Source organism: Dictyobacter vulcani (assembly GCF_008974265.1).
In the GTDB taxonomy this organism is placed as follows: domain Bacteria; phylum Chloroflexota; class Ktedonobacteria; order Ktedonobacterales; family Ktedonobacteraceae; genus Dictyobacter; species Dictyobacter vulcani.
In genome coordinates this window covers 3,955,753-3,981,897 of record NZ_BKZW01000001.1, presented here as the reverse complement: position 1 = coordinate 3,981,897, position 26,145 = coordinate 3,955,753, and the positions used below count along the sequence as shown (strand labels likewise).

Below are 26,145 nucleotides of genomic sequence, written 5' to 3'. Positions count from 1 at the left end.
ATTGCCAGATCCCGCTTGGACTCCCTCTATTACAGAATCAGTCCGAGATACCAGGAGAACAAGAAAAAGAGGAGGCCAACCAGGCACAAATCATCTCACTTTTGCGCTCGGCAGGCTTAAATAAACTGGCTCTGGAAGTACAAAACCGCTCCTCATATGCTATGACGACAGCCAAAAAACAGTTGTTGGACGCTGACGATTGTAGCGAGACATCTGGCATAGAGATTGGCAGCCATCCAGCCACATTACATCTGCGTGGCTGGTTAGCCGGTATTTCAGTGCGAGCTATGGCACTCTTTGAATTGCTGGCATGCGGACGCCGACGCATGCCTTTTGGCTACAGGCCTGGAGAACCCTATGAGGATTATATTGGTTACCTCACACCAGATGAAACCAGGCAACTGGCCAGTTGCCTTGAGCATGCGCAACCACCAGATCCTGCCAGAGCCCGCCAGGACTACGCCTTATTCCGGCTACAACAACGCTCAGTCCAAAATGCACGCACAATCGATGAAGTGCTGCCAGAACATGCGGCTAGTTTTCTACAAATCGTACAACAGGCGACTCAATACGATCTGGGGCTCCTCTGTAGCATTTAAGCAACGCACACAGACAAGCCAATCAATTGACAATTAAATGTAAATACCGTAGTCTTTACATAAGCCACAAAGATGCCTGAGAAACTTTCCAGGGTATTATTTTAGCCAGCAATGGTCTTTGCATCTCTTTACTATACCGTAGCCAGAATGGCATTCATGCTTTTTCTCTTAGTGGTATAAAAGGTGCGTCGCAGGCAATGCTTAATGGCAGGCAAAAACCTCTTTGGCCAGTTTTCCATTGGACAGAGCAAAGGAGCATTTGTATGGTAACTCGCCCCATCAAAAAAAAGCGTCGCTGGATCCTGTTCTTATTGATCATCCCCTACATCTTCTTACTGATACGCCCTTTTACAATTCGCTACAGCCACCGCTGTTAGGCATGCCCTTTTTCTACTGGTATCAAATGCTGTGGATTATTATCACATCTATTATCACCGCATTTGTCTACTTCTTCGGCGATTGACACAGGCACGGCATTAGCCTGCGGGTCATGTCAAGCACGCTACTTACTGGCAATCTCTTAAACAAGGAAGGGAGAGTGCGTCAATGAAATTGGACGCCACAGCCATTACAGTTTTCATCTTTTTTTTCGTGGTCGTAACGGTTCTGGGCTTTTTCGCGGCACGCTGGCGACAGGGAGATCTCAATCTCCTGCATGAATGGGGACTGGCAGGTCGACGTTTTGGCACCGTTGTAACCTGGTTTTTATTGGGTGGAGACCTCTATACTGCCTACACCTTTATTGCTATTCCTGCGGCTATGTATGGCGCGGGCGCGGTCTCGGGTTTCTTTGCTATTCCTTACACCGTCCTTATCTATCCCCTCGTTTTTGTGTTGATGCCCAGATTCTGGACAATCTGTAAACAACGCGGCTATGTGACGGCCTCAGATTTTGTCAAAGACCGCTTTGGGAGTAAAAGTCTGGCCCTGGCCATCGCCTTTACTGGTATCCTTGCCACCATGCCCTATATCGCGCTCCAGATGTATGGGATTCAAATTTCACTTGCCGCGATGGGTATACCAATAACAGTTCCGTTACTAGGCTTCCAAGTCGATGTGCCGTTGCTGATTGCCTTTGTGATTCTGGCGGCCTACACTTATACCAGCGGACTACGTGCACCGGCTATGATTGCTCTGGTAAAAGATGTGATGATCTTCATTGTGCTCTTCGCCATCATCGCCATCATTCCCACGCATTTCCATGGTTTTGGACCAATCTTCGATGCCGCGCACCAGAAAGCGCTGGCCAATCCCAAAACCTTCTCGGATATTATTCCTGCGAACCAGGCCATTGCCTACTCAACTCTGGCACTCGGCTCAGCCCTGGCACTCTTCCTCTATCCACACTCACTGACTGGTGTGCTGAGTAGTAACAGTACCAAAGTCGTCAAGCGCAATGCGGCCCTCCTGCCCATTTATTCCTTGATGCTGGGATTTCTAGCCCTGCTGGGATATATGGCGATTGCGCAAAAGGTCAAACCCTTTGGAGGTTTTGGAAATAACAGCGCGGTACCTGCCTTGATCAATGCCATCTTCCCTTCCTGGTTTGCTGGCTTTACGTTTGCCGCCCTCTCCATCGGCGCACTGGTACCGGCGGCTGTGATGTCAATTGCCGCGGCCAATCTCTTTACGCGCAACATCTACAAAGAATATTTCCGGCCTGCGGCCAGCGATCATGAAGAAGCCCGGCAGCGAAAGTCTCCTCACTGGTCCTTAAATTTGGCGCGTTAATATTCATCGTGGCGATCAATCCAGCCCAGGTCGTCTACTTTCAATTATTGGGTGGCATCTGGATTCTCCAGACGCTTCCCTCGGTCTTCCTGGGACTCTACACCAACTGGTTTAATCGCTGGGCGCTATTAATTGGCTGGGCAGCGGGTATGATTGCGGGCACGAGTATGTTTATCATTGCTGGCAATAAACCCACCATGGCCCTCTTCAATGTCCCTATCTATATCGCAGTCGCGGTACTAGTGCTTAACCTCTTACTCGCAGTTATCCTGACACCTATTTTCAAGGCGATCGGCCTGGATAGCGGAAAGGATAGCACCAGTCCCGCTGATTATGAGGAGGAGTACGCCCCAGTTGAACGCGTAGAGGTAGCAAAGGAAGCCTTAGGTTAAACATCTACGCTGTAATTGTTTACAGAGGATAACCAGACATATCTGGCTATCCCTCTTTTTTGTAGCATGGCTGGTTAAGTACAATTAGAAAGACCTTGCGAAACTATGCTACGATTACAACAAACGTTGTAGCGAAAAAAAGGAATTGCATCAGATGGATTTTGACGACGAGTTGTCAGCACAAGAAGATCAAACCGGCAGTGATGAACTGCTTTCAGATGATAATTTACGTTTACCTGCCAGCGCCAATCCACTGGTTCGTTTACATGCCGTGCGTGCATGGTTAAAACGTAAGGAAAAAGAGACCACGATGGATATGGGGACGGTAGCACTGGTGCTACAGGAATTGCAGATCAGCACAGGCTCAGCCCCTTTGCGGCGCCGTGCTTACCAGGAACTGACAGAACGGCTACAAAGTCAGCAGAACGCCTTTCAGAGTGCTCAGGAGCGTCTGGCTACCTATGAAGAGGCAGGCGAGATGCTGGAAGATTGTGTGAATCATGTGACGGTGGGAGAACGACTACTGGTTGAATATTATCTGCAAATTGAAGACCTGATCCAGACCGGGCTTGAAGAAAGTAATCAAGCCACAACGCCACGACTTGAAGCACTTTTCGAGGTACAAAACCGCATTGAGCGCGTCGGGGTCAGCTACGAAGAAGATTAAGTATGAAGAAGATTAAGTATGGTGTGTGAAAAAAACGTGCTGAGCGTGTTTTTTTCACACACCATACTTACCAGCAACTAGCCCAGAATCTCACGCACCCTGGCAGCCAATTCATCCAGATCGAACGGTTTCTGTAGAAACGCAAACCCTTTGTCCAGCACAAAATTCTGGCTGATCTGGTTCGCCTGATACCCACTGATAAACAGGAACCGGGCATCCTCCCTGAGCTCATGAATAGCATCGTAGAGCTCTTTTCCCTTCATCCTGGGTGTCACAAGATCCGAGACTACCAGCGCGATAGCCTCCTGGTTCGACTGAAAAAGCTTCAGTCCTTCCATGCCATCGGCCGCGCTCATGACCGTATAACCATACTCTGCCAGGGCTTCTTCCATCAAACAGCGCAGGTCTGGATCATCCTCAACCACCAGAATCATTTCATCCCCGCCCTGTACTGCCAGTGGCATGCCTTCAGGCTCACTGGCCACAGCGAGTTCGACGACAGGAGCGTCGATAGTAGGAAGATAAATACAGAACTCTGTTCCCTGATCAAGGACACTCTGCACGCCAATGTAGCCATTATGCTGACCAATAATACCATGAACCATGGATAAGCCCAGGCCAGTCCCTTTGCCAATCTCTTTGGTTGTGAAAAAAGGCTCAAAAATGTGTGATTGTGTCTGTTCATCCATGCCAGTGCCAGTATCCTGTACCGAAAGCAACACATACTCACCCGGTCCCAGTTGACCACGGCTCTTCAGATATGCTTCCTCATACGGCACATTAGCGGTCTTGATCGTCAATTTCCCGCCATCTGGCATAGCATCGTGAGCATTCACACACAAATTCATGAGAACCTGTTCAATCTGAGCATAATCAACATGTACCGTATGCAGGTCTGCTTCTGGCAGAAACTCAATTTCAATCTGATCGGCCAATATTTTGCCAAATAAGCTCAACAGGCTTTCAACCACCATATTCAGGTTAACATCACTGGGCTCCAAAACCTGACGCCGTGAAAATGCCAGCAACTGATGAGTCATCTTAGCAGCGCGGTTAGCAATTTCCTGAATATGATGCAAGTTGTCATAGAGGGGATGACTCTGAGTCACACGGTTAAGTCCACGACTGGTATAGCCGAGAATGCCCCCAACATATTATTAAAATCATGGGCGATACCACTGACCAATAATCCCACGCTCTCCAGGCGCTGCGCCTGTTGGAGTTGATCAGCCAATTTTTTGCGTTCAGTTGTATCAAAAATGTAGCCTTTGATTTCCGCCAGATTACCCTGTTTATCAAACGTTCCAACTACGTTCTCAACAATATAAATAGGAGTACCATCATGGCGCATCATAGTAACTTCATGGTACGCGAGACGTTTCTGCTGCTCTAATAGTGAACAGAAAGTCTGATAACCATCAGTAGAGGGATAGAGTGAGGATATGTTTGTTTGTAAAGCTTCTATTTCAGAAGGAAAGCCAAAGATATGTGCAAAGGCAGCATTACAGGTGAGAAGCTCTCCCTGAGGTGTACACATAAAGATGCGGTGAGTCCCTGTTCAAAAATTTCGCGATAGCGTTCTTCGGACTGCCGTAGCTGCAAGAGGGCTTCATCATATTGCTTCTGCAGGCGCACCTTCTCCAGACTCTCATGAACAGCTTGTGGAAGGCGCTCTAGATGGCTCTTCAGAATATAGTTACTTAAACCGGAGCGTAAGCCCTCAACAGCAATCTCCTCACTCCCTGTTCCAGTCACCATTAAGACAGGAACATCTGGATAACGCTGCTTGACAGTCTTGAGAATCTGTAAGCCATTGGCCCAGTTCAATTGGTAATCCGTCAAAACAATATCAAATTGATCATGAACAATTGCAGCGTCCAGGTCTTCTGGCAATCCCACTTCCACATACTCTGCCGCAGGAAATTCTCTTTTCAGTCTGCGTACAACAAGCTCACGATCATTCATACTATCATCAACAATAAGGAACCTCACAGGCAACTCCAACATAATTGTTTGTGTTTACATCGCAATAGATATATCGCTCTGGGTAGAGATAACAAAACTCATCCATTATATAAAATATATACTCTTAGATAGAGTCATCAATTTCATAGCCAGAATAGTCTTTTGCATGCTCACAAAGATACGCCTCTACAATATATACACGGGAAGTTTCACAAAAAAAGTACTGCCTATCCCTAAGGTAGACTCGACCCAGACCTGCCCACCCAAAAGGTCAGTGGCCTTCTTGACGATGGCCAGGCCGATGCCGGTTCCAGGATACAGGTCGTCGCTATGCAAGCGCTGAAACAGGCTAAATATTTTCTCATAATGTTTGGGATCAATACCGATGCCATTATCCGCCAGACGCACCACCACAAAATCATCCTCCTGCATCCATGTCAGGCTCAATTCTATCTGGCGATCTGGCTTTCGATAGACCAGAGCATTCTCAAGCAGATTGATAAAAATCTGGTTGATCAAGGTACTATCGCCGTAGACCATCGGCAGATCCTCTGCGATCAAGATCACCGCCTGCGTCTGATTGATCCGTTCAGTCAAACCCTCTACGATTTGCGAGATCATGTAGCCCAATGCCACTGGTTTATAGCGGATAGCCCGATGCTCAATACGCGTATAATTCAAGAGATCTTCGATCAAACGGTCCATTTGTGTGCAGGCGTGGACGATATTTTCGACATAATGACGACCATCAGCATCGAGGACATTTTTATAATCTTCTTCTACAATCTGCGAAAAACCCGTGATGGCACGCAAAGGGGCACGCAAATCATGAGCCAGGGCGTATGCAAAAGCCTGAATCTCTTGATTTTTCTGCTCCAGATCCTGCTGATGCTTTTCCAGCGTTCGGCGCATGGTAGTACGTTCAATCGCGTTATGGATAGCGCGGAACAGGTTACCCGGCGTCATCTCATCCTTGACCAGATAATCCTGGGCACCACTCTTCATCGCCTGTAACGCAATCGATTCATCACCCAGGCCCGCCAGCATGATGACCGCAAAAGGAATAGAACCAGAGTTATCTGCCAGATTGGCTAAAAACTCCAGCCCATCAATATCCGGCAATTTATAATCCAATAAAATGCAATCGGGCTGTATTTTCCGGCAGAGGGTCAGACCATCTTCCCCGGTCTCTTCCTCATAAAATTGATAGCGATAACGGGTATCCTGCAACAGGTAGCGTCGAAAAACTTCCCGATCTTCTGGATTATCATCAATAATACAAATTGTAGGATTCTTCTCCGTCATGCTTACATCTCAGCAGTCTCAGGAAGCTTAACCACACCAAACCAGTATTGGTTCAACAAAATCCACGGCTTGCAAGACTTTTTCAGAGGTCATTGGCTTGAGAATATAGCTATTAGCTCTTGCTTAAAACAAACCTCGATATCCTTGGGATCATCAGAGGTGGTCCAGACGACCACGGGGATCATTTTAAGTTCATCATCCAGTTTAATCTGGGACAGTACCTCCTGACCATTCAATAAGACCAGATTCAAATCCAGCAAAATCAGCGCAGGTCGCGGAGCCAGTGTGCTGTCTGTATATTTTCCACGATGACGAAGAAAATCCAAAGCCTCATCTCCATCTTCGCAGCGATAAATAGGCGTCGTAATCGACAACTTCTTTAACGCCCATAGGATCATCTCAAAGTCTTCATCAGTATCCTCTACAATAAGTATTGGATAATCGGCACGATTAAACATGCTTGTTTAGTCCTCCTGCAGGGTAAAATAGAATGTTGTTCCTTCTCCATAGACCGACTCAAGCCAGATCTTTCCTCCATGCCGCTCTACAATACGCTTCACAATAGTCAAAACCAGCACCGGCACCGCCTTCAAACTTATCACGACCATGTAAGCGTTTAAAAATTCGAAAGATCGAGTCAAAATACTTGTCCCGAATACCAATGCCATTATCTCTGACATAAAAAGACCGGGGGGGCTTGTTTATCCTCGGTTTGTTGATAACCTATCTCAATCCATTTGTCTGCTTTGTCATTATATTTCAACGCATTACTGATCAAGTTACTAAAAATCTCCCCGATCCGAGCACGATCACACCAGACAGTCGGCAAAGGACGCGGAATGCGAATAGTAATCTGCTTCTCCTCAAGTCTACCCTGCAGCAGTTCCAGCACACTTTCCAGTATGCTATTAAGATCAATTTCAGCAAAGGCCAGATCTACACGGCCCGCTCGTGAATAGTGTAAGAGGGATTCGATCAGCGTATCCAATCGCTGCGCTAAACGTAGCAGTGTTGTCAGGCGGCTCAGACCGTCTGCATCAAGTCTGTCGCCGTAGTCTTCTTTCAGAATATGGACATAATTGGTAATTGCCGCGCAGTGGCTCTTTTAAGTCATGAGAAACGATATAGGCAAAAGAATCCAGTTCCTGATTACTAGCTTCCAGCATCTGATTCAAGTTCTGCAACTCATTAGAACGCTGCACGACCAGATCTTGCAGAACGCGATCGATAATGGCACTTCTGATCACACGCGCGGCAGCCACTTCACTTTCTTTCCAGGCCTGTGACTGTAAGTTAACGGTTTCCCCCCAGGCAGCAAATGACGTGCGAGGATGGAGAAGTGTGCTCCCATCCTGCATTTGCATCGGTTTATGCGGATCTCCCCCCACTTCATTTCATGCACCACTTCTGGACGGAACCAGAGTACATAGCTCGCCTGTAAAGGAGAGATAGAGATAGCCAGCAAGCCACTCGCACGCTCTTTGAATTGCGCTGCCTCTGGCCAATGTCTGGATAAGGATTCAGTGACAAATATATCACTCGTTATAGTAGTTTTCAACACTCAACGATACGCCTGCCATCTGCGGAATCAGGAGCCGCGCCAACAGAAGTGTAGGTATCATCAAAGAAGAAAGCGGCTCCCTGAGCATTGACCAATTGTAAGAGTTCCTGAGGATGTTCCAGGAGTTGCGTATAATGACCATGCTCACCACGCATATATTCAAGCAATTGAGACTGGAGATCCTTGACCTTCAGTTCATAGGCATAATCATCCACATCCTCACGAGCCACGATCTGCAAGATAACAACTGTCCAGAAATTCACAGGCTGCACGAATACTGTAAGAACAAATTTTGGCTCATTATGATGACAGGATATCAGTCCCAGAGTTGCTGATTTTTGAGGATAGAGATTGACATGGAGGATGCTACCCCCATGTTTTTCAAATATTGAATATGCATTGGCGAGACACTACGCAACACCGAAGTGCTCAGGTTAAGAGGATGCTGCGTCAAAGGACTATCGGTGGGAATGATCGCAGCTGGCTGATAGGAGACATCAGCAATTAAACGTAGCCAGTTATAGCGATACAACTCACGCGCCTGGCTGGGAATATCCGAGGCTGGATAGTGCAGGCCAAGGTAGGGCTCCATGTCCTCATTGCAGACTTCGCAATCACTTCACCATGCCAATCTTCATGAAAACGATAGATCATAATACGATCAAAGCCCGTCAGCTTGCGTACCACTTCAACCGAAGACTGACACAGATCCAATAAACTGGAAGCCCCCGAAGTACGGTAGCAGAGGTACGCATAACCTGATAAAAATTCGGAATATGCACCTTATTTTGGTCTGGTGCAACCTCTAATTCCAACAGGAGCAACTCATTCTCATGACCAACCACACGATGGACAACACCATCAAAAACTCGTGCTTCCCCTTGACCAGATTGTGGCGTAATCAGTAGCGGATTAGCGGCTTCAATCTCAGCTAATTGTAATGCTGCTCTGATTTCAGTGATTTGAGCGGCAGGCAAAAAATCTGCCAGATCTTGCTGCAAAAACTGTTCAGGAGCGATACCTAGCAGAAGCTGAGTAGTATTACTCACCTGCGTAATCTGAAGCGAAGGGATACTGAGTACAAACAGTATGCCGTGGGGTTGAATAGAGCCGGGATATGAATCGGTTCGCGTTCACAATTTGTAAGATTTATATCTTCTGTTGCCATTTTTGCCGCTATGCTATGTTCTTTCATCAAACTGGCGCATACGTATCTATTATTACCTTTATAGATCACAGATTGTATAGCTTACGCTACTACAAAAAATTCATGACTATCCTGCAAAAAAAGAAAGAAAGAGAGCCACGCTAACACTTATTCATTCTATTTATCACACTTCATCCTAAATCTCAAGTGTATAGGCCAGACGATATCATTCTCTCCTACTAGCTATAGGGACACATAGCTAAGACGCCTGAGCTGAAGAATCCGGGGAAGCCTTACTATAAAAGTGTGTCTGAGACTCAAACCTCCCAGGATCGTTGCACTTAGCCACACGCGGGCACTAAAGTGCCCATGTTTCTTTTTAGGAGGTGGTGAAAAATCCTGCGCGGCGCGCACGATTTTTCACCACCTCCTAAAATTTTTGAGCGCCGTAGGCGCGAAAATCAGCGCTGACGCTACTACAGTTTGGGTAGGAAGTTCTGGCTTTGATAGGTACCTTTGAGGACATCTTTGGAGGATGCTCCCATCCACCGTTCGAGAACGGTCGCATAGACGGAACGGAAGTCGGTGGTATATTTCAGGTTGCCGTTAGGATCAAGTTGCTGGAGATCTGGCGGTTCGCCATAGATGCCTTTTTGTACCGCATTTCCAGGACAAAAAGCGGGGCGGCGGGTTCCATGATCGGTGCCCAGGCTCCCATTTTCTTTCGACGCGTCGACCAAATTCGGACCACGTCATCACGACGAGGAATAATCGTTCGAGCTTTCCGGCTAGGCTTGAAGTCATGGATCTCTTAAGAAGGACCTTGATTGCAGTCCTTTAGCGTAACGTTTTCAGCAGGTGGGGCTTTCTTTTCCTTCGGCGTCTCTATTTTTGGAGTGTTGCTGCTGACCGGGCAGGGAGCGTAGTGTCGAAACCTACCCAGCGGTGACAATAGCACCACGCAACCCAAGTTTCTGGACTTATATTAGTCCTTCGGCTAATCGTCCTCTAGTTAAGCTCACGTGGTGGTGCCGATATCTGGATGCCTGTTGGGATAGCGGGGTTTTGTCAACGCTGCCTAGGTTTGTGTACGTTCTTTCGCGCTGCTGGAGCTGTTTACCACTTCAATTCGGCATTGATCCACGCAGGGCAATGTATCTAAGAGTCGCCGCACTCATGTTGATGCTGAGATATAGCGCGGTGACAGACGGGCTAGTATTGCTGACTCTTTCGAGAAGGCTCTTGTCAGCGCGCGCTATTATGACCACCGAGTGTCTGTTTCGTGCATCGGACTCTACGTATGCAAAGGCCACGATAGGCCTGATCGTGCTCAGGGTTTGCACGTACTCGTCAAAGTATTCTGGAATGAGAATAGGGCGACGGGCTGTCGTTGGCAGGTTCCATGTGGCGCAAATTACCATTGATGGTCGGTTATATACTAGGTCGAAGTCAGTTGACCTGTCGTATCTCCACCATAACCAGACCAGTCGGGTCGCTAAACAACTGGCCTTTCCCGTTGGACACAGTTGCCGGTCGTTAATCGGTCTGACCAGCAATACCATCGACTTTGGTACAAATGGGACAAACTTGGAATTTGCATAGCCGACACCTTCAACACTCGCCAGAATTTGTGTCTCCTTTTAGGAATCCCGATAAGATTTTTCAGTGGGCTTAGACTGAGCTTCAAGCCAGTTCGCTCCAGGTGCAGGCGATAACACTTTTGTCTGCACCCACCTGCCAAGAGGGTCGAACGCTTCTGATGATAGGTACATATCGGCATACTCACGACCCGTCATTTAACCACATTGCATCAGCGGCCAGCTGGGACAACAATCAAGGGTATTGATCGTTACCGGACACTGACCAATACAGCTCACCTTTCCAGGCCAAGGGGCTTATCATGACGACAGGCCACGGCTGGAACAATCCGGGGATTACACGCATAATGCCAAGTCTGTATAGCCAGCATGCCTCTTTGATCATGGCTTACGCGAAGTATCATCTCTCATCTTTCCTTTCCTCACGCTTATCTTGCCAGACCCCACAAACCAGCGGAAATACTCCTGGTTTTAGCACGGGCAGGGAGTTTTAATTTTCATAGCCGACACCTTCAACAATCGCCAGATGTCCCTGATCCATAAGTTTTTCAGTGGGGCTAGCTGAGCATTCAAGCCCAGTCGTCCATCCAGGGATAACACTTTGTCTGCACCCAGGCCAATGGTCGGACGCTTCTGATGATAGGTACTATCGGCATACGGCACGACCGTATTTAAACCATCATTGCCACCAGCCAGCTGGACAACAATCAAGGTATGATCGTTACCGACCTGAGCAATACGCTCACCATCCAGGCCAAGGGCTTTAGCTGACGCCAGGCCACGGCTGAAAATCGCGGGCATCACCATACCAGCAGATACTACCAGCATGCCATCTTTGATCATGGCTCTACGCGAAAGTTTCATCTCTCATCTTTCCTTTCTCACGCTACTCTTCTCAGACCCACCAACCAGCAGGAAATACTCCTGGTTAGCACGGGTCAGGGAGTTTTAATTCAACTGGTATTCGGGCGAGGCCATCAGCAGATAGAGGGTACCCGGACCTTACTTAAGGATAGCTTTTTCCGTTGACGAGGGTCACGTGGCCCTGACGCGAGCGTGGATCGGCAATGGTAAAGTAGCTGACCAGTTGTGCCTTACGCTGATCATCAAGCGCGCCATCAAGTAAGAAGTTAGCAAAATGCGTAACGAACGCCTCCGGGGTGTCAATTTTATATTTATCGATATTGCTCTGAAAATCAAAGGGCTTATAGACACTGGTACGGCTACGGCCGCCAGCGATCAGCAGGTTGAGATAATTTAAGCGTGACAACCAGGTGCCACCATTCAGCCAGGTAGCGCTCACTTTATCGCCTGGCCAGCCCGCCACATTCGGAGGACCAAACAGCGTTTGTCCCTGGATGATGGTCTGGGCAGGTAACTCTTTGCCATCAGTTTTAGCATCCAGGGCCCGATAAACCCCAACCACAAACTCGGTGGGTGACTTCACACGGGCACGATAGGCTTTATCTGACCTGAATTGTGGCGAGAGCAAAAGGGTTTTCATCACCGCGCCAACGTTATGATTGCTCTTATTATATGTATCTATTAATGGAGCCAGATCTTCATTACTGGGATTTTCGTACACAAAAAACGTAAACAATTTACGGCACAAAAATGCTGCCGCAGCGGGATGATTGGTCAGGATCTGTATAACATCCTTATAGTTCAAATTACCCGTGTGGCCCAGGAAGGTAATTTCCTTGTTGCTATGATCACGTGGATTATACTGCGCCTCTAACGTTCCGCCTTTGATATGCCAACCGGTCAGGGCCGCTGCCGCTGCCGAGACATCGGCCTGGGTATAATGACCCAGTCCAAGGGTAAAAAGCTCCATCAATTCACGCGCATAATTCTCATTCGGTGCATTCTTGCGGCTACGGGTCAGGTCCAGATAGAAAAGCATGGCTGGATCGCTGGTGATGCCCAGTAAGATGTTGTCAAACGTATCAAATGCGTGGGCGCGCAGAAAGTTGTTCTGTACAATCATGCGCGTATATACTTTGGGACCACCGACCTTTTGATAGTTGCTTGTCAGCATACCATGCCAGAAGAGCGTCATTTTTTCTTGCAGTGGGCGCTGACTGTCAATCATACGGAGCAACCACCAGCGCTGCTGATTAGGAGCCTTATTCAAATCCAGTTTAGCAGCACTCAAACGTTGTTCTAGCGTTTGATCTGAGATCCGCTGATAATTCAATAAATGGTCAACCGCACCCTCATAGCCCAGACTATTGTAGAAAGCCAGATCTTCAATGCGGCCGCCGAAACCAGCACGGCGCAAAAGGTGTCCTATCTGTGCATTGGCGACAGATCCAGATTGTGCACCTGGAATAGAATTCGGGTTGGACTGTGATTGCTGCCATTCAGCCAGGGCAACACCACCCACCGCCACAGCCGCGCCCGCTCCAGCCAATCCGGTAAAAAGAGCCCGCCGCGAGATACGACCGGATTTAGAAGCAGATGTCACGACATTCCCCGACACAAATCCTGCTGGCGCGCCCTCATTATCCTTCCATGGTTCAGTTGGCTGATCGTGTATGTCCATTAAAAACTCCTCTTATCACATTTGAGTGTTTCACCATAAGAAATTGTACTAGAAAGTTATCAAGGAAAAGTCAAGATGGGATAATAGTTTTCTCTACTTTTGGCCGAGAGAGGTTGTGGATGTGAAAGAATGGGGCGCGGAAGGCAAAAGAAAAAGGACAGGCATGACTGAGCATGCCTGTCCTTTTTCTTAAAGCATATTTCAAACGGTCTGTTTTAGAACTTACTGCTAAGGAAAGTACGTACAACTTCCTGAAAGATGGCAGGTTGTTCCAGGTTTGAGAGATGGCCAGCATTTGGTATCACAGCCAGTTGCGCATCAGGAATACGTTGCGCATAGGCACGGGCAACAGCGGGTGGTGTCAACACATCTTGCTCGCCAACAATTACCAGCGTAGGACAGGTGATTGTTTCCAGCATAACGGTCGAATCAGCCCGCAAAGCCATGCCTCGCGCAGCCGCGGCAATTCCCGCCGGGTTAGCCGCGGTAATCATTTGCCGAATCCTGGTCTCTACTTCAGGCTGGTGTGTACGTGCATGTTCTGAGATCAGGCGCGGCAGTTGGAGTTCGGCAAGAGCATCAGGACCTTGCTGCTCAGCCATCTGAGCAACCTTTTCCCGATTTGTACGCGCCTCTTCACTATCTGCGCCAGCCTGCGTGTCCGCCAGGATCAAGCCACCTACCCGCTGCGGATATTTGCGATAGAACGCGAAAGCAACATATCCACCCATAGAGAGGCCGCAGAGTATCGCCTGCTGCATCCCCAGAGTATCCATTAAGGCGGCCAGATCATCGGCCAGCAGATCCATAGTCGAAATGTCATTATTGAGACCACTCTCACCAAAGCCACGGAAATCTGGTGCCACCAGACGATAACGCTGCTCAGCGAGAAGAGCGGTAATGGTTCCATCCCACATGGCATGATTCAAAGGGAATGCATGCAGCAACAGGACAGGCATTCCGATCCCATGATCTTCATAAGCCAGGTCCGCCGAGTTTATGTTTGCTCTCAGCGCCATCACTATCTACTCCTTAGTAGCTCCATCGGCCTGCTCATGTGCATGATATGAGCTACGCACAAATGGACCCGATTCTACGTGGCGGAAACCTAGTTTCTTACCCTCTGCCTTTAAAGCTGCGAACTCTTCCAGAGGCACATAGCGCTGAATGGCAGGTGCTGGAAAGATGGACGTAGATATTGGCCGATGGTCAGGATATCGATATCATACTCACGCATATCGCGCATGACTTCAAGAATCTCATCCCAGGTTTCACCCAACCCCAGCATAAAGCCAGACTTGGTACGGGTGCCTGGATACATCTCTTTGGCCATTTTGAGCACCTGCAGTGAGCGCAGATAGACAGCCTGTGGACGCACGCGCTTATACAATCGGGGGATGGTCTCAACATTATGGTTAAAAATATCCGGTTTAGCATCCATCACTACACGTAAAGCATCGGCCGAACCTTTAAAATCTGGTGTCAGCACTTCGACTTTACACTCAGGATTTAAGCGGCGAATCCAGCGGATCGTAGATGCGAAAACGGCGGCTCCACCATCTTTTAGCTCATCACGGTTGACAGAAGTTACCACAGCATGACGCAACCCCATCTGTTGAACCGCTTCAGCCACACGCTTCGGCTCTTCCCAGTCTAATCCCAGTGGGCGGCCAGTCTCAACGGCGCAGAAGCCACAACTGCGTGTACAAACCCGACCCAGGATCATAAATGTCGCGGTTTTGTGGCCCCAACATTCACCAATATTTGGACAACGAGCCTCTTCACAAACGGTATGGAGCGACTGACCACGCATCAGTTGCTTGAGTTCTTGATAATTTTCTCCCTTGGGAGCACGTACGCGTAGCCACTCAGGACGGCGCTCTGGGATAATGGTCGTCATGGAAATTTCCCTTGCTCTAGATCTGCAACAGTACGGCAGCAGCCCGACTATCAGATAGTGGACCGGCTGCCGTCCCTTTTATTGTCGGTACTTGACGTACCTGACCACGGCTAATAGACGTCGATATCGCGTCCATAACTTTGTAATTTAGTTCGTACAGCCTGTAAGAAGCCACCAGCACCTGCTCCATCCAGGAGGCGATGGTCAAACGACAAGCACATGAACATCATCGAACGTACAGCGATAGCATCATCCTCAATCACCACAGGCCGTTTCACGACAGCATCCATACTGAGAATACCAGCATGTGGTTGATTAATAATTGGCATCGATATAATTGTACCAAATACGCCAGGATTATTCACCACAAACGTACTGTTCTGCATATCCTGGACCGTCAGTTTATTGGCACGGGCCCGCTGCGCAAGCGCATTCACCTGTTTAGCCAGTCCTGCCAGAGTAAATTGATCTGCATCGTAAATCGTTGGTACCACCAGTCCTGTGTCTGTGGAGACAGCCATACCCAGATTGATGTTCCGCTTGATAATAATCTTATTATCTTCGGTCCAGGTGGAATTGATGATGGGAAATTTACGAATACCTTCACAGACGGCCTTCATGACAAATGGGACATAGCTGATGCCATACCCCTCACGGCGCTTGAACTCTTCTTTATTTTTGGCCAGCCAGCGCGTGATATTGGTCATGTCGATCTCAACCACGGTGGTGGCGTGAGGCGAGGTACGTTTACTGCGCACCATGTGCTCGGCGATCGCCATACGCATACGGCTGGGTACAATAATCTCATCGCCCGACGCGGTGAGTTCGCTGGCCACTGCTGCTGGACGCGTTGGCGCAGCAGGTGCAACAGGTGCGGGTTTGGGAGCAGGAGCCACAGGAGCAGCGGCTACCGCAGGTGTGCGACCGGAAGAAACGGAAGCGTTTTGTCGCTGATCAACATACGCCAGAATATCTTCCTTACGGACACGACCACCGGCACCCGTGCCAGCGATCTCGTTGAGATCAACGTCATGCTCGCGCGCCAGACGACGGGCCAGTGGAGAGATCCGCTGACGCTCCTCATCTTCTTTCCTGCCATCTGCACCATTCGCACCATTCGCATGCGTGACACCGGTGGCATATTGTGGCTCTGACAGCGGGGTCTTCGCTTCCTGCACACTGTCAACCGGAGCGGCATCAGGGCCGGCGGGACTCCCTTCAGAAGCCACGTCAGCGCTCTCTTCAATCAAGGCTATTTCTGTCCCGACAGGAACTGTTTCGTCTGCCTGGATCAGGATTTTTACCAGGCGTCCCGCAACCGGCGAGGGTAGTTCAGCATTAATTTTATCGGTAATGACCTCGGCGAGCGATTCATCGCGCTCAATCAGGTCACCTTCCTGCTTTAACCAGGCACCAATCGTCCCCTCAGCCACAGATTCACCCAGGCGCGGCATTGTTACTGAAGTTGGCATAAATACATTCCTTCATCTACTTTACTGATGCATCTGCATGGGAACCATACACAATCACATCGCATAAAAATAGTACCTCTATTTAGTAAGCAGCCAGTTCTCTGGCGGCCACAAGAATTTTGTCTGCATCAGGCAGAAAAGCAGCCTCTAGTTGAGGTGCATAAGGAAAAGGAACATCGGGAGCAGCGACCCGGGTAATGGGACCATCCAGATATTCGAATAGGTCCTGTGCGAGGATGGCGGAAAGTTCAGCACCAATACCTCCGGTCAAGGTATCCTCATGCACGATCAGCACCTTATTGGTGCGCTTGACAGATTCCTGAATGGTTTCGCGATCCAATGGAGCCAGGCTGCGTAAATCCAGCACTTCGACTTCCAGATCATCAGCCTCTTCGAGAATCCTGGCTGCTTTCAAACACTGATGGACCATCGCCCCATAGGTCAGAATGGTCATATCTTCACCCTCGCGGCGTACAATGGCCTTACCAAGGGGAACGATATAGTCATCAGTCGGTAGTTCCTCGCGTAATTCAGGCATACGATAGAGCAACTTGTGCTCTAAGTAGAGGACCGGATTGTTGTCGCGAATCGCGGCCTTGAGCATACCTTTGGCATCATAGGTGGTGGATGGCACGACAACTTTCATGCCAGGCGAATGGAAAAACCAGGCCTCGGGACTTGAAGAATGGAATGGTCCACCCTTGGTTCCTCCACCCGATGGTCCACGTATCACCATCGATACCGGCATGCCAGCACGCCAGTACATTTTTGAGGCCATATTGATAATCTGATCGAAGCCGCAGGTAATAAAGTCAATAAACTGCATCTCAGCAATTGGTCTCATCCCCATCAGGGCTGATCCAACCGCTGAACCAATGATGGCAGCCTCAGACATCGGAGTATCAATCACGCGGTCAACGCCAAATTCATTTTGTAATCCCGCGCTCACCTTGAATGCCCCGCCATACGCACCTACATCCTCGCCCAGAAGAAACACGGCCTCATCTCGCAGCATCTCTTCACGGATGGCCTGACCGATTGCCTCTAAGTAGGTTACTTTTTTATCATTCATCGACGTCCAACGGCCTCCTCTGCCTTGTCCACGATGGAAAACGGCTGACCGGTACGGCTATCGAACGCATTGATGTATTGAGGATTGTCCGCATCTGGTTCGCCAACAATTGCAATTGGTCCATTTGGGGCATAAACATAGTCTGAAACCGTTGCCCCATCTGGTGCAGGACTGTGTTCTGCAAAGTTTACAGCATCATTAATAATAGCTTTGATCTCTGCTTCGATCTTCGCGTTTATATTTTCCGTCAGGATATCATAGCGGAATAAATAGTCTGCAAAACGCTGAATAGGATCTTTTGCTAACCATTCAGCTCGCAGTTCTGCTGGCACATAGTCAGCCTTATCGGCTTCCGAGTGGCCACGGACACGAAAGGTTTTGCATTCTACCAGGGAAGGACCCTGACCATTGCGCGCGCGCTCGACGGCTTTTCCAACGGCCTCAATTACAGCAAACACATCGTTACCATCCACACTCTGGCCAGGCATACCATAGGCTAGAGCGCGATCAGCAAGATTTTGAATGGCAAACTGTTTAGAGGTGGGAGTTGAATACGCGTAGCCATTGTTCTCAATCACAAACACAAGCGGTAATTTTTGCGATGAGGCAAAATTCAACGCTTCATGAAAGGAACCGGTATTGGTCGCGCCATCTCCGCAAGAAGCCAGCGCCACGTTCGAACGTTTACGCATTTTCATGGTTAATGCAACACCACATGCCACTGGCAGTGATGCTCCCAACATACTAATCATTGGGACAACGCCCGCATGCATATCACCGATATGCATTTGACCATCACGACCTAAGGTGGGGGAGTTACCACGAGCGAGCCATTGACACATAATACTTCGAGGCGAGACACCTCGAACAATATGCATCCCTAGATCCCTGTGCTGCGGAACAATGCAGTCCCCATCGTGAAGCGTCATCGCTGCCCCGACGGTAGTGGCCTCATGCCCTTGTGCTGTGTAGACACCACCCACGATTCGCCCCTGTAAAAAGAGCGTGCGGATGCGGTCTTCCATAACACGGGTGAGGCGCATAAAACGGTAGATCTGTAGCAGGTTTGCCCGCTCCAGTTCCATAATCACCCATCCTTTTCTGTATCAGGTGCAATTTCGTTCATGCTAACATGCGATAAGAAGAGGTGTCAAGATTGCAACAGTGCCTTCCTGTTCCCTTTTCATCGCTGTTATTGTGCTCTCATTGTACACTTTACCACATGGAGATTTCTATAGTATGTATTATCGACGATTATCTTTATTTTATCTATCTTTTACTACCTATTGATCAGGGCTATTTATTTTTCCTCTTTGGCGCCTGCGGCGCCAGATTGAGATGAGCGGAGTGTGCCAGACGTGCGGCCGCACGACTGACACACTCCGCTCATAAAATAATGTGAATTTGATTACCAGACAATGGTTCCCACATGGCTTCTATCTAAAAATGAAATAGCCCTACCTATTAAGTGAGAGGTTTGGGATTTTCAGCCAGATAGATGTGATAACGCAGGCGTTGGATACGTCGGCGGTAGGCATCTTCGGGCTGAACATAGCCAAGTTTGGGTTTGTCACCCATGCTGACATGCCATTTGCGAAAGGCCAGACCGATTTCAGTCTGATAGAGGGCTTTAACGCGCAACCATTGTTTGAAGCCATGATAAAACAACACCCGCCGTTCAATTTTTGTGCGCAAAAACGAATGCTGCAACAGGGCATATTCATCGACGGTAATGATGCCACTACTCACTTCTGAGGCCAGAAATTCGCGGATAACGGCGGCTTCGTGGGCCAGTGATTTAATCAAACAATAGATGATCACCATCTGGGCGATAAAAGGCAGGATGTAGTCACCAATGCTGGCCACAACCGAGAACATAACGATACTGGTATTGTCTGGGGACGCCAGAACCAGCGAGTTCGCGAAGAAATTGATAAAGTCAAAGGCTGTATGCAAGCCGACCGATATGGCGTATCCGATCAAGGGAATGACTATATGTTGCCAGCGCACACGGGTATGGCGCATATAACCGAGAGAAATACCAAAACAGATGGTAAAGGTTGAGTGGCTTAACCAGCCCAGCACAATGCGACCAATCAAGAGAAAGACAAAGGCTTTAGGATTGCCCGCAAAGTAAAAGATGTTTTCCAGCATGGCGAAACCGGCACCAATCAAGGCACCATACACAATGCCATCAGTAATATTGTCAAATTCATCCCGCAATACAATGAAGAGTAAGAGCAGTCCCAGACCTTTCACGGTCTCTTCAGTAATACCGGCATTCAAGGCTGAAAAGAGTGCATGCAGGGCTTTTCCCGCCTGTGGTCCTAAAATAGTGGCTCGCAGGGCATCAATATTGCCTTCGATAAACGTAGTCGGAGGAATAGCAATTACCGCTCCCCATAAGAAGGCGGCCAGTCGTAAAAACCAGGGTTCACGCTCATAGCGATCAATAAAGTTCACCAGGAGATTAATACCCAGAGCAGTTACAATAGGAATGGACAGCACAGATAGAACGTTCAAAGGACTTTCCTGGATCAACGAGACGATGCCTAACAGGTTATTCAAGATAATGGCCGTCAGCGCGCTCAACAGTAAGAAGACCAGAATAATTCCCACCAGTGCCCAGCGTACCTGCTTTTTAAATCTCTGCGGCAGGGCAAATTGCAGCGTGATACTGCTATTATCATGAAATTTATCGCTCTCATCCCAGGCCTGGGAGTCCCGTTTCTGGTCTGACAACGGCTCTTGATCCAGCGCAGGAGAGAGCGGCACGGGCAAATTTTCTAGTGGGCGCTTACCATTGAGTCTGGAGGATTTCTCTGGCGGCGACAGCGGCAAGGCATTCAGGATCCGTGTTGAAGTATCCTGATCCGCACCAGCGGGATGTGGAGTGGTGGGAAGCGCTATGTCCGACGTCTGATTGATAGTGAGTGATGGCAATGGACTAGCCATGGGCTGGTTTGGAGCCACCAGTTGCAACATAGTATTGCCTAGCAACAAGAAATCCTGGGATTGGATAGGACTCTGAGAGCCAGCCGCAATAGTTGTACCATTAATTTGTAAAGCGTTTTGTTCAGAGATATTATGGATGCACCAGCCCTCATCAGTAAGGATCAGGCGCGCATGCTCACGCGAGACCGTTGGATCCATCAAAATAAGATCGTTACTTAAAGCCCGCCCAATGGTAGTTTCGCGTTCCGCTAACACGTGTACCAGATGTTCTTCGGACAACAATCCCGGTGGATTTTTTTCCAGATGCCTGGTCTTGTGGGCGGATCGACGCACACGTATGATACGCAACACTCCATAATTGCGACTTACACTCATGTATCTCTACCCCAACTAACAAGCAAGACAAGGTCCGCTTGTCTATCCCTCTTTCTCGGTGTGGATCTGACGCTTAATCCAATCCATCAATATACAGGCACAAGCTTACTATCATTATCACCCCACCCAGACAACCAATCTCCTGTTTGCTATAAATTGTACCATGCAATCGATTGCGACAAATATATACTCTGTCTGTTTTTTAGAGCTCGTGCCCTGGTGCTAAACCCATCATCACTATACATGGGACGCGAAAGAAAGACAAGGTATGCGGCAACAGACCATAGGAAAACAGGGTTGCTACTCCTGATATAGGTAGACAGAGATGATACTATAAGGCAGAGATCTCAAGGTGAAACCCATCATCTTTACTTATATAATCAGTGAGCAGATATGATCAAACAAGAAGCAACGCTCTCCTCCTGGGTCCTGCATGTGCTTGAGCAAAGCAGCCGTTTTTTTGACGAGCAAGGCCAATCAGCATATCTAGTGGGAGGGTCTATACGCAATCTTCTCCTCAGACAACCCTGTGTTGACTGGGATATTGCCACAACTGGAGATATACGCCAGTTGGCTCGCCTGCTGGCCGACCGTTTAGGTGGCTTCTATGCACCTATGCATGAAAGGGCCAGCCGCGTCATCGTCAAGCAAGAACTGCAGGAGTTAGTGCTGGATCTTTCTCCGCTACAGGGAAGTAGCATTGAAGAGGATTTATGCACCCGCGATTTTACGATCAATGCCATCGCGGCACCGTTTGGAGCAGCCATGACTGCCCTGACTATAGAATCAAGTCTGGATGCCTTTTCGGCACTGACGATTGATCCGCTGCATGGTCGTGAAGATCTGGCGCAACGAACCCTGCGGGTCACAACAGACGCGACGTTTCAAAAAGATCCCCTGCGCCTGCTGCGTGCGGTGCGTTTTGCGCTGCACTATCAACTCAAGATTGAACCTGAAACGACTCGTCTGATCAAACGGGATGCCTATCTGCTCCCACGGGTCGCCTCGGAACGCCTCCATGAAGAACTCTATAGTCTGTTACGATCAGATGGTGCCAGCGCTCGCCTGCGCTTTCTGGACAGCTATGGTCTGCTCACCATCCTGATTCCTGAACTGGAGCCAGGCCGAGGTATGCAACAACCCAGCCTGCACCACTGGGATGTCTTTGAACATTCCCTGGAGGCCGTGGCGACATTGGAGAGACTGGCCAGAACCTTACAGCAACGTCCAGAGGAGATCGCTCAATCGGACTTAGAGGCGGGTGGACAGGGAGATATGCTGGCGATACAACAGTTACTGCGCGAGGCTGAACAACAGAAGATTTTTTCATTCGCCAGGTTAACCTCACCAGAAATGAAGCTTGCGGCCCTCTTACACGATATCGGCAAGACGACCACACACGCAGTGGATGAAGAAGGAAACATTACGTTTTATCATCATCCCCAGGCAGGAATCCCACTGGCAAAGGAGATCACGCGACGTTTAAGTGTCAGTACACACGATAGTCGTGCCATCCAGCAGGTTGTGGCACACCATATGCGGCCCGGACAACTCAGTCATGATAGCGTCACACCACGAGCGATTCGGCGTTTCTTTGTCGACCTCGGGCCCAATGGCATCTATGTCGCGCTCGTCTCGCTGGCTGATCATCTCTCTATGCGCGGTCCCGAACCACTAACCATCCATTGGCAGCGGCACCGAGGCACGGTTCGTACCTTATTGACACGCTACATTCGCGAACGGCAACAGATTCTGCCACCGCGGCTGATTCAATCGGAAGAGTTAATCCGACGCTTTAAGCTCTCACCAGGACCCTTAATCGGACAAATACTGGAAGCCATTGCTGAAGCACAGGCAGAAGGAGTGCTGCATTCCAAAGAAGAGGTGCTCTGGTTTGTCGAGGAAAAGCTCCAGCAAATACAGCCAGACCGCGAAAAATAAGAACATTCATACTACAAATATGGTTGACAATACGCGCCCTATGGCGTACCATTACTGAGGCTAAACATGTAAGGGCGGCACATCGTGTTCGCCCTCACTTGCCAATTGGAGAGTAGTTAGTGAAGAAGATTGCGATTTTCTACCAGGGACGCAAGCAAGCTTCGTCCAAATTTGCAGCCCAACTCGTACCCACTTTGGAAAAACAAGGACATAGCGTTCGCGCCATTGATATCCATCAAGAAGGCCTTGAATCCGAAGCGGCTTACGATCCCAAAGCATTTGAAGGACTTGACCTGGTCCTGGTGTTGGGAGGCGATGGTACTATTGTACATGCGGCTCGTATGTGTGCCAGTACCGGAGTTCCCATTGTGGGTATCAACTTTGGACGTGTTGGTTTTCTAACCGAGATGGAACCAGACGACATAGCTACCGACTTAAGCCACTATTTAAATGGCGATGCTTCTGTCTGGGTTGATGAGCGCGCCATGCTCAACGCGGTCCTGGAACAAGATGGTCACCGTGAGGAGTTTCTGGCCTTAAATGACATCGTCATTGCGCGCGGCACCTGGCCACGTGTTGTGCAGGTACGCGTCTGGGTGGATGATTACTATTATAATACCAGTTATGCTGATGGCATGATTATTTCTACGGCAACCGGTTCGACCGCGTATAATATGGCGGTAGGTGGACCACTACTGCATCCGCAGGTCAAAAATCTGGTTCTGACCCCGATTGCAGCACACCTTGCCTCGGATCGATCATTAATTATCCAACCAGAAGCAACCATCAAATTGCAAATTTTCACCGGCTCTCAAAACGGAGTTTTCTCCGCCGATGGTCAATTAAATCGTGAGATTAAAGATGGCGCGATGATCACTGTACAGAAAAGCCAGTACGCCACCCGCTTTCTCCGACGCCGGCCACCAACGTACTTTTATCAAATTATCAACGCGAAGTTAAGTAACGATAACCTATCTGCTAACGAAACAAATCATGCTAATTGAGTTAACGATTAAAGATTTCGCAATTATTGATCGCCTGCAACTGCGCCTGAGTCCTAATTTTAATGTGTTTACAGGCGAGACAGGCGCAGGTAAGTCAATCATCATTGATGCGGTCAATGCATTGCTTGGTGGGAAAATTGGCGCTGAGTTTGTGCGTGCTGGTTGTGAACGCGCCACGGTCGAAGGGGTATTCTCAGTAGAGACCCTCCCCAACTCCCCACCGATTGGCTTCCTTTTGAAGAGGGTTCAGACGCGGGTACTGCTGATGAAGCGCCGCTACTAACCCTGGTTGAGCAAGCGGAGCGGGGCACACGTCCTGATGCCGCTTCGCATAGTGCCGATGCGCTGGTCGCATTGGCTGCCCTCCTGCGCGAATTCGATCTCTATCCAGAAGACGGTCAGTTGATCCTCACCCGCGATATTTTCCGTTCCGGACGTACTGTTGCCCGCATCAACGGGCGTGCGCTCTCCTTACATATCTTGCAGCAAGTCGCTAGCTGGCTGGTGGATATTCATGGGCAGAGCGAAAATATCAGTCTGTTGCGGCCCGATCAACATATCAATTTTCTGGATCGCTATGCCGAAACCCTTTCCTTACGTGAGCAGTTGAGCGAGAAGGTCATGGAGTGGCGCAACGCACGCAAGAAATTGCAGTCGCTACAACAAAATATCCGTGATCAAGAACGCCGCGCCGAGTTTCTACGCTTTGAAATCGAAGAGATTGAAAATTCCAACCTGCGACCCGGTGAGGTTGAAGAACTTGAGGAAGAGCGTAAGATCCTGAATAATGCGGAACGTTTACGCGAGTTATGTGCCCATATCTATGGCTCCATTCAAGGCTCAGATCTCGGTGGCGAGGGCTTTCAAGCCGCGCTGGATCAGATTCGTCAGGCTCAACGCTCGTTAAGCGAACTGACTCGCCTCGATAAATCCATGGAGGAATACGAGGAGACACTGGCTGGCGCGATCTATCAGTTAGAGGATGTGGCCACCTCGATCAGTAGCTATGAGGCCGATATCGAGGATGATCCTAATCGTCTGGCGGATGTTGAAGAGCGACTGGACCTGATTACCAAGCTGAAACGTAAATATGGCACTACCATTGATGAGATCCTGCAGCGCATGGTTGATGATCAGGCTGAGCTAGAGACCATCGATAATCGGGACGAGCTGATCTTGCAGTTACAACAGCAAGATGGTGTGTTTCGACAGGAGATTGGTGGACTGGCACAGTCGCTGTCAGAGCAGCGTTCAGCGGCCGCTCATACACTGGCGACGGCTATGGAAGAGCAACTCAATGATCTCAACATGCGACGCGCACGCTTCCAGGTCGAAATGATCCAGACACCGGATGAGCAGGGCGTCCCGATCAGTCTTGATGGTCAAAGCGAGCAACACTATAGCTGCGACCTGACCGGCATAGATCGTGTCCAGTTCCTGATTGCGCCAAATCCGGGTGAGCCGTTTAAACCACTGACAAAAATCGCCTCTGGCGGTGAAACATCACGACTCATGCTGGCCCTGAAAACTATCCTGGCGGATGCCGATGCCACGCCAACCTTGATCTTTGATGAGATTGACGCCGGTATCAGTGGTCGTAGTGGACAGGTTGTGGGCGAGAAACTCTGGCAATTGACCAGAAACCATCAGGTGATTTGTGTCACCCACCTGCCGCAAATCGCGGCGTTTGCCGATACTCATTACAATGTAAATAAGCAAATCTTCGATAATCGCACCATGACGATTGTTAACGAGCTACGCCCTGAACAGCGTATCCGTGAAATAGCCCATATCATGGGCGGCAATGCCACGGATATTGCGATGAAGAGCGCCGAAGAAATGCTGGGTCGTTCCAATCACTGGAAAGACAACTGGCGACGTACAAAAAGCCAGCCTGAAAAGGCGCGGCTGTAAGT

Annotated in this window: 24 protein-coding genes and 4 pseudogenes; 8 read left to right on the top strand and 20 right to left on the bottom strand. The window is 49.1% G+C overall.

Annotated features, from left to right (window positions below):
• The first annotated feature begins 161 nt into the window (after window positions 1-161).
• From KDW_RS16995 to KDW_RS16980, 4 genes and pseudogenes are all read left to right on the top strand, one after another.
• Window positions 162-599 (top strand): hypothetical protein, encoded by a 438-nt coding sequence (locus tag KDW_RS16995; protein WP_151757053.1) that lies wholly within the window; start codon window positions 162-164, stop codon window positions 597-599.
• Between the two features lie 263 nt (window positions 600-862).
• Window positions 863-1,062 (top strand): annotated as a pseudogene (locus tag KDW_RS35965) (DUF3311 domain-containing protein).
• Window positions 1,063-1,151: 89 nt separating this feature from the next.
• Window positions 1,152-2,722: pseudogene (mctP, locus tag KDW_RS16985) on the top strand (monocarboxylate uptake permease MctP).
• 154 nt (window positions 2,723-2,876) lie between these two features.
• Window positions 2,877-3,389: a hypothetical protein gene (locus KDW_RS16980; protein ID WP_151757052.1), complete on the top strand. Its 513-nt coding sequence runs from the start codon at window positions 2,877-2,879 to the stop codon at window positions 3,387-3,389.
• Window positions 3,390-3,466: 77 nt separating this feature from the next.
• Here the strand turns inward: KDW_RS16980 and KDW_RS16975 are convergent, their stop codons facing one another.
• The 20 genes and pseudogenes from KDW_RS16975 to KDW_RS16905 all read right to left on the bottom strand — a co-directional run bounded on the left by KDW_RS16975 (window position 3,467) and on the right by KDW_RS16905 (window position 21,284).
• Window positions 3,467-4,498, bottom strand: a complete 1,032-nt coding sequence (locus KDW_RS16975) for an ATP-binding protein (RefSeq protein WP_151757051.1) — start codon at window positions 4,496-4,498, stop codon at window positions 3,467-3,469.
• Window positions 4,495-4,926, bottom strand: a complete 432-nt coding sequence (locus tag KDW_RS16970) for a PAS domain-containing protein (protein ID WP_151757050.1) — start codon at window positions 4,924-4,926, stop codon at window positions 4,495-4,497. The genes KDW_RS16975 and KDW_RS16970 overlap by 4 nt, the downstream gene beginning before the upstream one ends.
• Window positions 4,851-5,381, bottom strand: coding sequence for a response regulator (locus KDW_RS16965; RefSeq protein ID WP_162005307.1), 531 nt, complete (start codon window positions 5,379-5,381; stop codon window positions 4,851-4,853). The genes KDW_RS16970 and KDW_RS16965 overlap by 76 nt, the downstream gene beginning before the upstream one ends.
• 159 nt (window positions 5,382-5,540) lie before the next feature.
• Window positions 5,541-6,659: a hybrid sensor histidine kinase/response regulator gene (locus KDW_RS16960; RefSeq protein WP_151757048.1), complete on the bottom strand. Its 1,119-nt coding sequence runs from the start codon at window positions 6,657-6,659 to the stop codon at window positions 5,541-5,543.
• Between the two features lie 89 nt (window positions 6,660-6,748).
• Entirely contained in the window at window positions 6,749-7,117 is a 369-nt protein-coding gene (locus tag KDW_RS16955) for a response regulator (RefSeq protein ID WP_198925300.1), read from the bottom strand.
• A 6-nt stretch (window positions 7,118-7,123) separates the two neighbouring features.
• Entirely contained in the window at window positions 7,124-7,237 is a 114-nt protein-coding gene (locus KDW_RS32885) for an ATP-binding protein (protein ID WP_198925299.1), read from the bottom strand.
• Window positions 7,238-7,326: 89 nt separating this feature from the next.
• Window positions 7,327-7,647 carry a hypothetical protein gene (locus tag KDW_RS32880; protein WP_198925298.1) on the bottom strand — a complete coding sequence of 107 codons (321 nt, stop codon included), beginning with the start codon at window positions 7,645-7,647 and terminating at the stop codon, window positions 7,327-7,329.
• A gap of 49 nt (window positions 7,648-7,696) precedes the next feature.
• A pseudogene (locus KDW_RS33940) lies at window positions 7,697-8,220 on the bottom strand (GAF domain-containing protein).
• Complete coding sequence (locus KDW_RS35025; protein WP_198925295.1) at window positions 8,214-8,483, bottom strand: hypothetical protein; 270 nt, start codon at window positions 8,481-8,483, stop codon at window positions 8,214-8,216. Before KDW_RS35025 ends, KDW_RS33940 begins: the two are co-directional and overlap by 7 nt.
• A gap of 53 nt (window positions 8,484-8,536) precedes the next feature.
• Window positions 8,537-8,812 (bottom strand): GAF domain-containing protein, encoded by a 276-nt coding sequence (locus tag KDW_RS32860; RefSeq protein ID WP_198925294.1) that lies wholly within the window; start codon window positions 8,810-8,812, stop codon window positions 8,537-8,539.
• 79 nt (window positions 8,813-8,891) lie between these two features.
• Window positions 8,892-9,278, bottom strand: coding sequence for a hypothetical protein (locus KDW_RS32855; protein WP_233097800.1), 387 nt, complete (start codon window positions 9,276-9,278; stop codon window positions 8,892-8,894).
• Window positions 9,279-9,843: 565 nt separating this feature from the next.
• On the bottom strand, window positions 9,844-10,107 hold the full coding sequence (locus tag KDW_RS16945; protein ID WP_151757047.1) for a hypothetical protein: 264 nt from the start codon (window positions 10,105-10,107) through the stop codon (window positions 9,844-9,846).
• Window positions 10,108-11,436: 1,329 nt separating this feature from the next.
• On the bottom strand, window positions 11,437-11,829 hold the full coding sequence (locus tag KDW_RS16940) for a DUF1501 domain-containing protein (protein WP_151757046.1): 393 nt from the start codon (window positions 11,827-11,829) through the stop codon (window positions 11,437-11,439).
• A 142-nt stretch (window positions 11,830-11,971) separates the two neighbouring features.
• Window positions 11,972-13,510, bottom strand: coding sequence for a DUF1800 domain-containing protein (locus tag KDW_RS16935; RefSeq protein ID WP_151757045.1), 1,539 nt, complete (start codon window positions 13,508-13,510; stop codon window positions 11,972-11,974).
• Between the two features lie 215 nt (window positions 13,511-13,725).
• A complete protein-coding gene (locus tag KDW_RS16930) occupies window positions 13,726-14,529 on the bottom strand; it encodes an alpha/beta fold hydrolase (RefSeq protein ID WP_151757044.1) in 804 nt (267 codons plus the stop codon).
• 6 nt (window positions 14,530-14,535) lie between these two features.
• A pseudogene (gene lipA / locus KDW_RS16925) lies at window positions 14,536-15,410 on the bottom strand (lipoyl synthase).
• 110 nt (window positions 15,411-15,520) lie between these two features.
• A complete protein-coding gene (locus KDW_RS16920; protein WP_151757043.1) occupies window positions 15,521-16,882 on the bottom strand; it encodes a dihydrolipoamide acetyltransferase family protein in 1,362 nt (453 codons plus the stop codon).
• A gap of 82 nt (window positions 16,883-16,964) precedes the next feature.
• Window positions 16,965-17,954 carry an alpha-ketoacid dehydrogenase subunit beta gene (locus KDW_RS16915; RefSeq protein ID WP_151757042.1) on the bottom strand — a complete coding sequence of 330 codons (990 nt, stop codon included), beginning with the start codon at window positions 17,952-17,954 and terminating at the stop codon, window positions 16,965-16,967.
• Complete coding sequence (locus tag KDW_RS16910; protein WP_151757041.1) at window positions 17,951-19,039, bottom strand: thiamine pyrophosphate-dependent dehydrogenase E1 component subunit alpha; 1,089 nt, start codon at window positions 19,037-19,039, stop codon at window positions 17,951-17,953. Before KDW_RS16910 ends, KDW_RS16915 begins: the two co-directional genes overlap by 4 nt.
• Before the next feature lie 379 nt (window positions 19,040-19,418).
• Window positions 19,419-21,284 (bottom strand): PrsW family glutamic-type intramembrane protease, encoded by a 1,866-nt coding sequence (locus KDW_RS16905; RefSeq protein ID WP_151757040.1) that lies wholly within the window; start codon window positions 21,282-21,284, stop codon window positions 19,419-19,421.
• Window positions 21,285-21,677: 393 nt separating this feature from the next.
• Between KDW_RS16905 and KDW_RS16900 the strand changes: the two genes are divergently transcribed.
• From KDW_RS16900 to recN, 4 genes are all read left to right on the top strand, one after another.
• Window positions 21,678-23,225 (top strand): tRNA nucleotidyltransferase/poly(A) polymerase-related protein, encoded by a 1,548-nt coding sequence (locus KDW_RS16900; RefSeq protein ID WP_151757039.1) that lies wholly within the window; start codon window positions 21,678-21,680, stop codon window positions 23,223-23,225.
• A 119-nt stretch (window positions 23,226-23,344) separates the two neighbouring features.
• Entirely contained in the window at window positions 23,345-24,229 is an 885-nt protein-coding gene (locus tag KDW_RS16895) for an NAD(+)/NADH kinase (protein WP_151757038.1), read from the top strand.
• Window positions 24,219-24,512, top strand: coding sequence for an AAA family ATPase (locus KDW_RS16890; RefSeq protein WP_151757037.1), 294 nt, complete (start codon window positions 24,219-24,221; stop codon window positions 24,510-24,512). Before KDW_RS16895 ends, KDW_RS16890 begins: the two co-directional genes overlap by 11 nt.
• Before the next feature lie 71 nt (window positions 24,513-24,583).
• Window positions 24,584-26,143 (top strand): DNA repair protein RecN, encoded by a 1,560-nt coding sequence (recN, locus tag KDW_RS16885; RefSeq protein WP_162005306.1) that lies wholly within the window; start codon window positions 24,584-24,586, stop codon window positions 26,141-26,143.
• Window positions 26,144-26,145: the final 2 nt, after the last annotated feature.

What these genes read in the sequence shown, in the direction of transcription:
- KDW_RS16995 (WP_151757053.1), top strand. Translation starts at nt 162, where the DNA reads ATGACGACAGCCAAAAAACAGTTGTTGGACGCTGACGATTGTAGCGAG.
- KDW_RS16980 (WP_151757052.1), top strand. Translation starts at nt 2,877, where the DNA reads ATGGATTTTGACGACGAGTTGTCAGCACAAGAAGATCAAACCGGCAGT.
- KDW_RS16900 (WP_151757039.1), top strand. Translation starts at nt 21,678, where the DNA reads ATGATCAAACAAGAAGCAACGCTCTCCTCCTGGGTCCTGCATGTGCTT.
- KDW_RS16905 (WP_151757040.1), bottom strand. Translation starts at nt 21,284, where the DNA reads ATGAGTGTAAGTCGCAATTATGGAGTGTTGCGTATCATACGTGTGCGT.
- KDW_RS32860 (WP_198925294.1), bottom strand. Translation starts at nt 8,812, where the DNA reads ATGGAGCCCTACCTTGGCCTGCACTATCCAGCCTCGGATATTCCCAGC.
- KDW_RS16960 (WP_151757048.1), bottom strand. Translation starts at nt 6,659, where the DNA reads ATGACGGAGAAGAATCCTACAATTTGTATTATTGATGATAATCCAGAA.
- KDW_RS16910 (WP_151757041.1), bottom strand. Translation starts at nt 19,039, where the DNA reads ATGGAACTGGAGCGGGCAAACCTGCTACAGATCTACCGTTTTATGCGC.
- KDW_RS16930 (WP_151757044.1), bottom strand. Translation starts at nt 14,529, where the DNA reads ATGGCGCTGAGAGCAAACATAAACTCGGCGGACCTGGCTTATGAAGAT.
- KDW_RS16920 (WP_151757043.1), bottom strand. Translation starts at nt 16,882, where the DNA reads ATGCCAACTTCAGTAACAATGCCGCGCCTGGGTGAATCTGTGGCTGAG.
- KDW_RS16890 (WP_151757037.1), top strand. Translation starts at nt 24,219, where the DNA reads ATGCTAATTGAGTTAACGATTAAAGATTTCGCAATTATTGATCGCCTG.
- KDW_RS16940 (WP_151757046.1), bottom strand. Translation starts at nt 11,829, where the DNA reads ATGAAACTTTCGCGTAGAGCCATGATCAAAGATGGCATGCTGGTAGTA.
- KDW_RS16970 (WP_151757050.1), bottom strand. Translation starts at nt 4,926, where the DNA reads ATGTGTACACCTCAGGGAGAGCTTCTCACCTGTAATGCTGCCTTTGCA.
- KDW_RS16955 (WP_198925300.1), bottom strand. Translation starts at nt 7,117, where the DNA reads ATGTTTAATCGTGCCGATTATCCAATACTTATTGTAGAGGATACTGAT.
- KDW_RS16915 (WP_151757042.1), bottom strand. Translation starts at nt 17,954, where the DNA reads ATGAATGATAAAAAAGTAACCTACTTAGAGGCAATCGGTCAGGCCATC.
- KDW_RS16935 (WP_151757045.1), bottom strand. Translation starts at nt 13,510, where the DNA reads ATGGACATACACGATCAGCCAACTGAACCATGGAAGGATAATGAGGGC.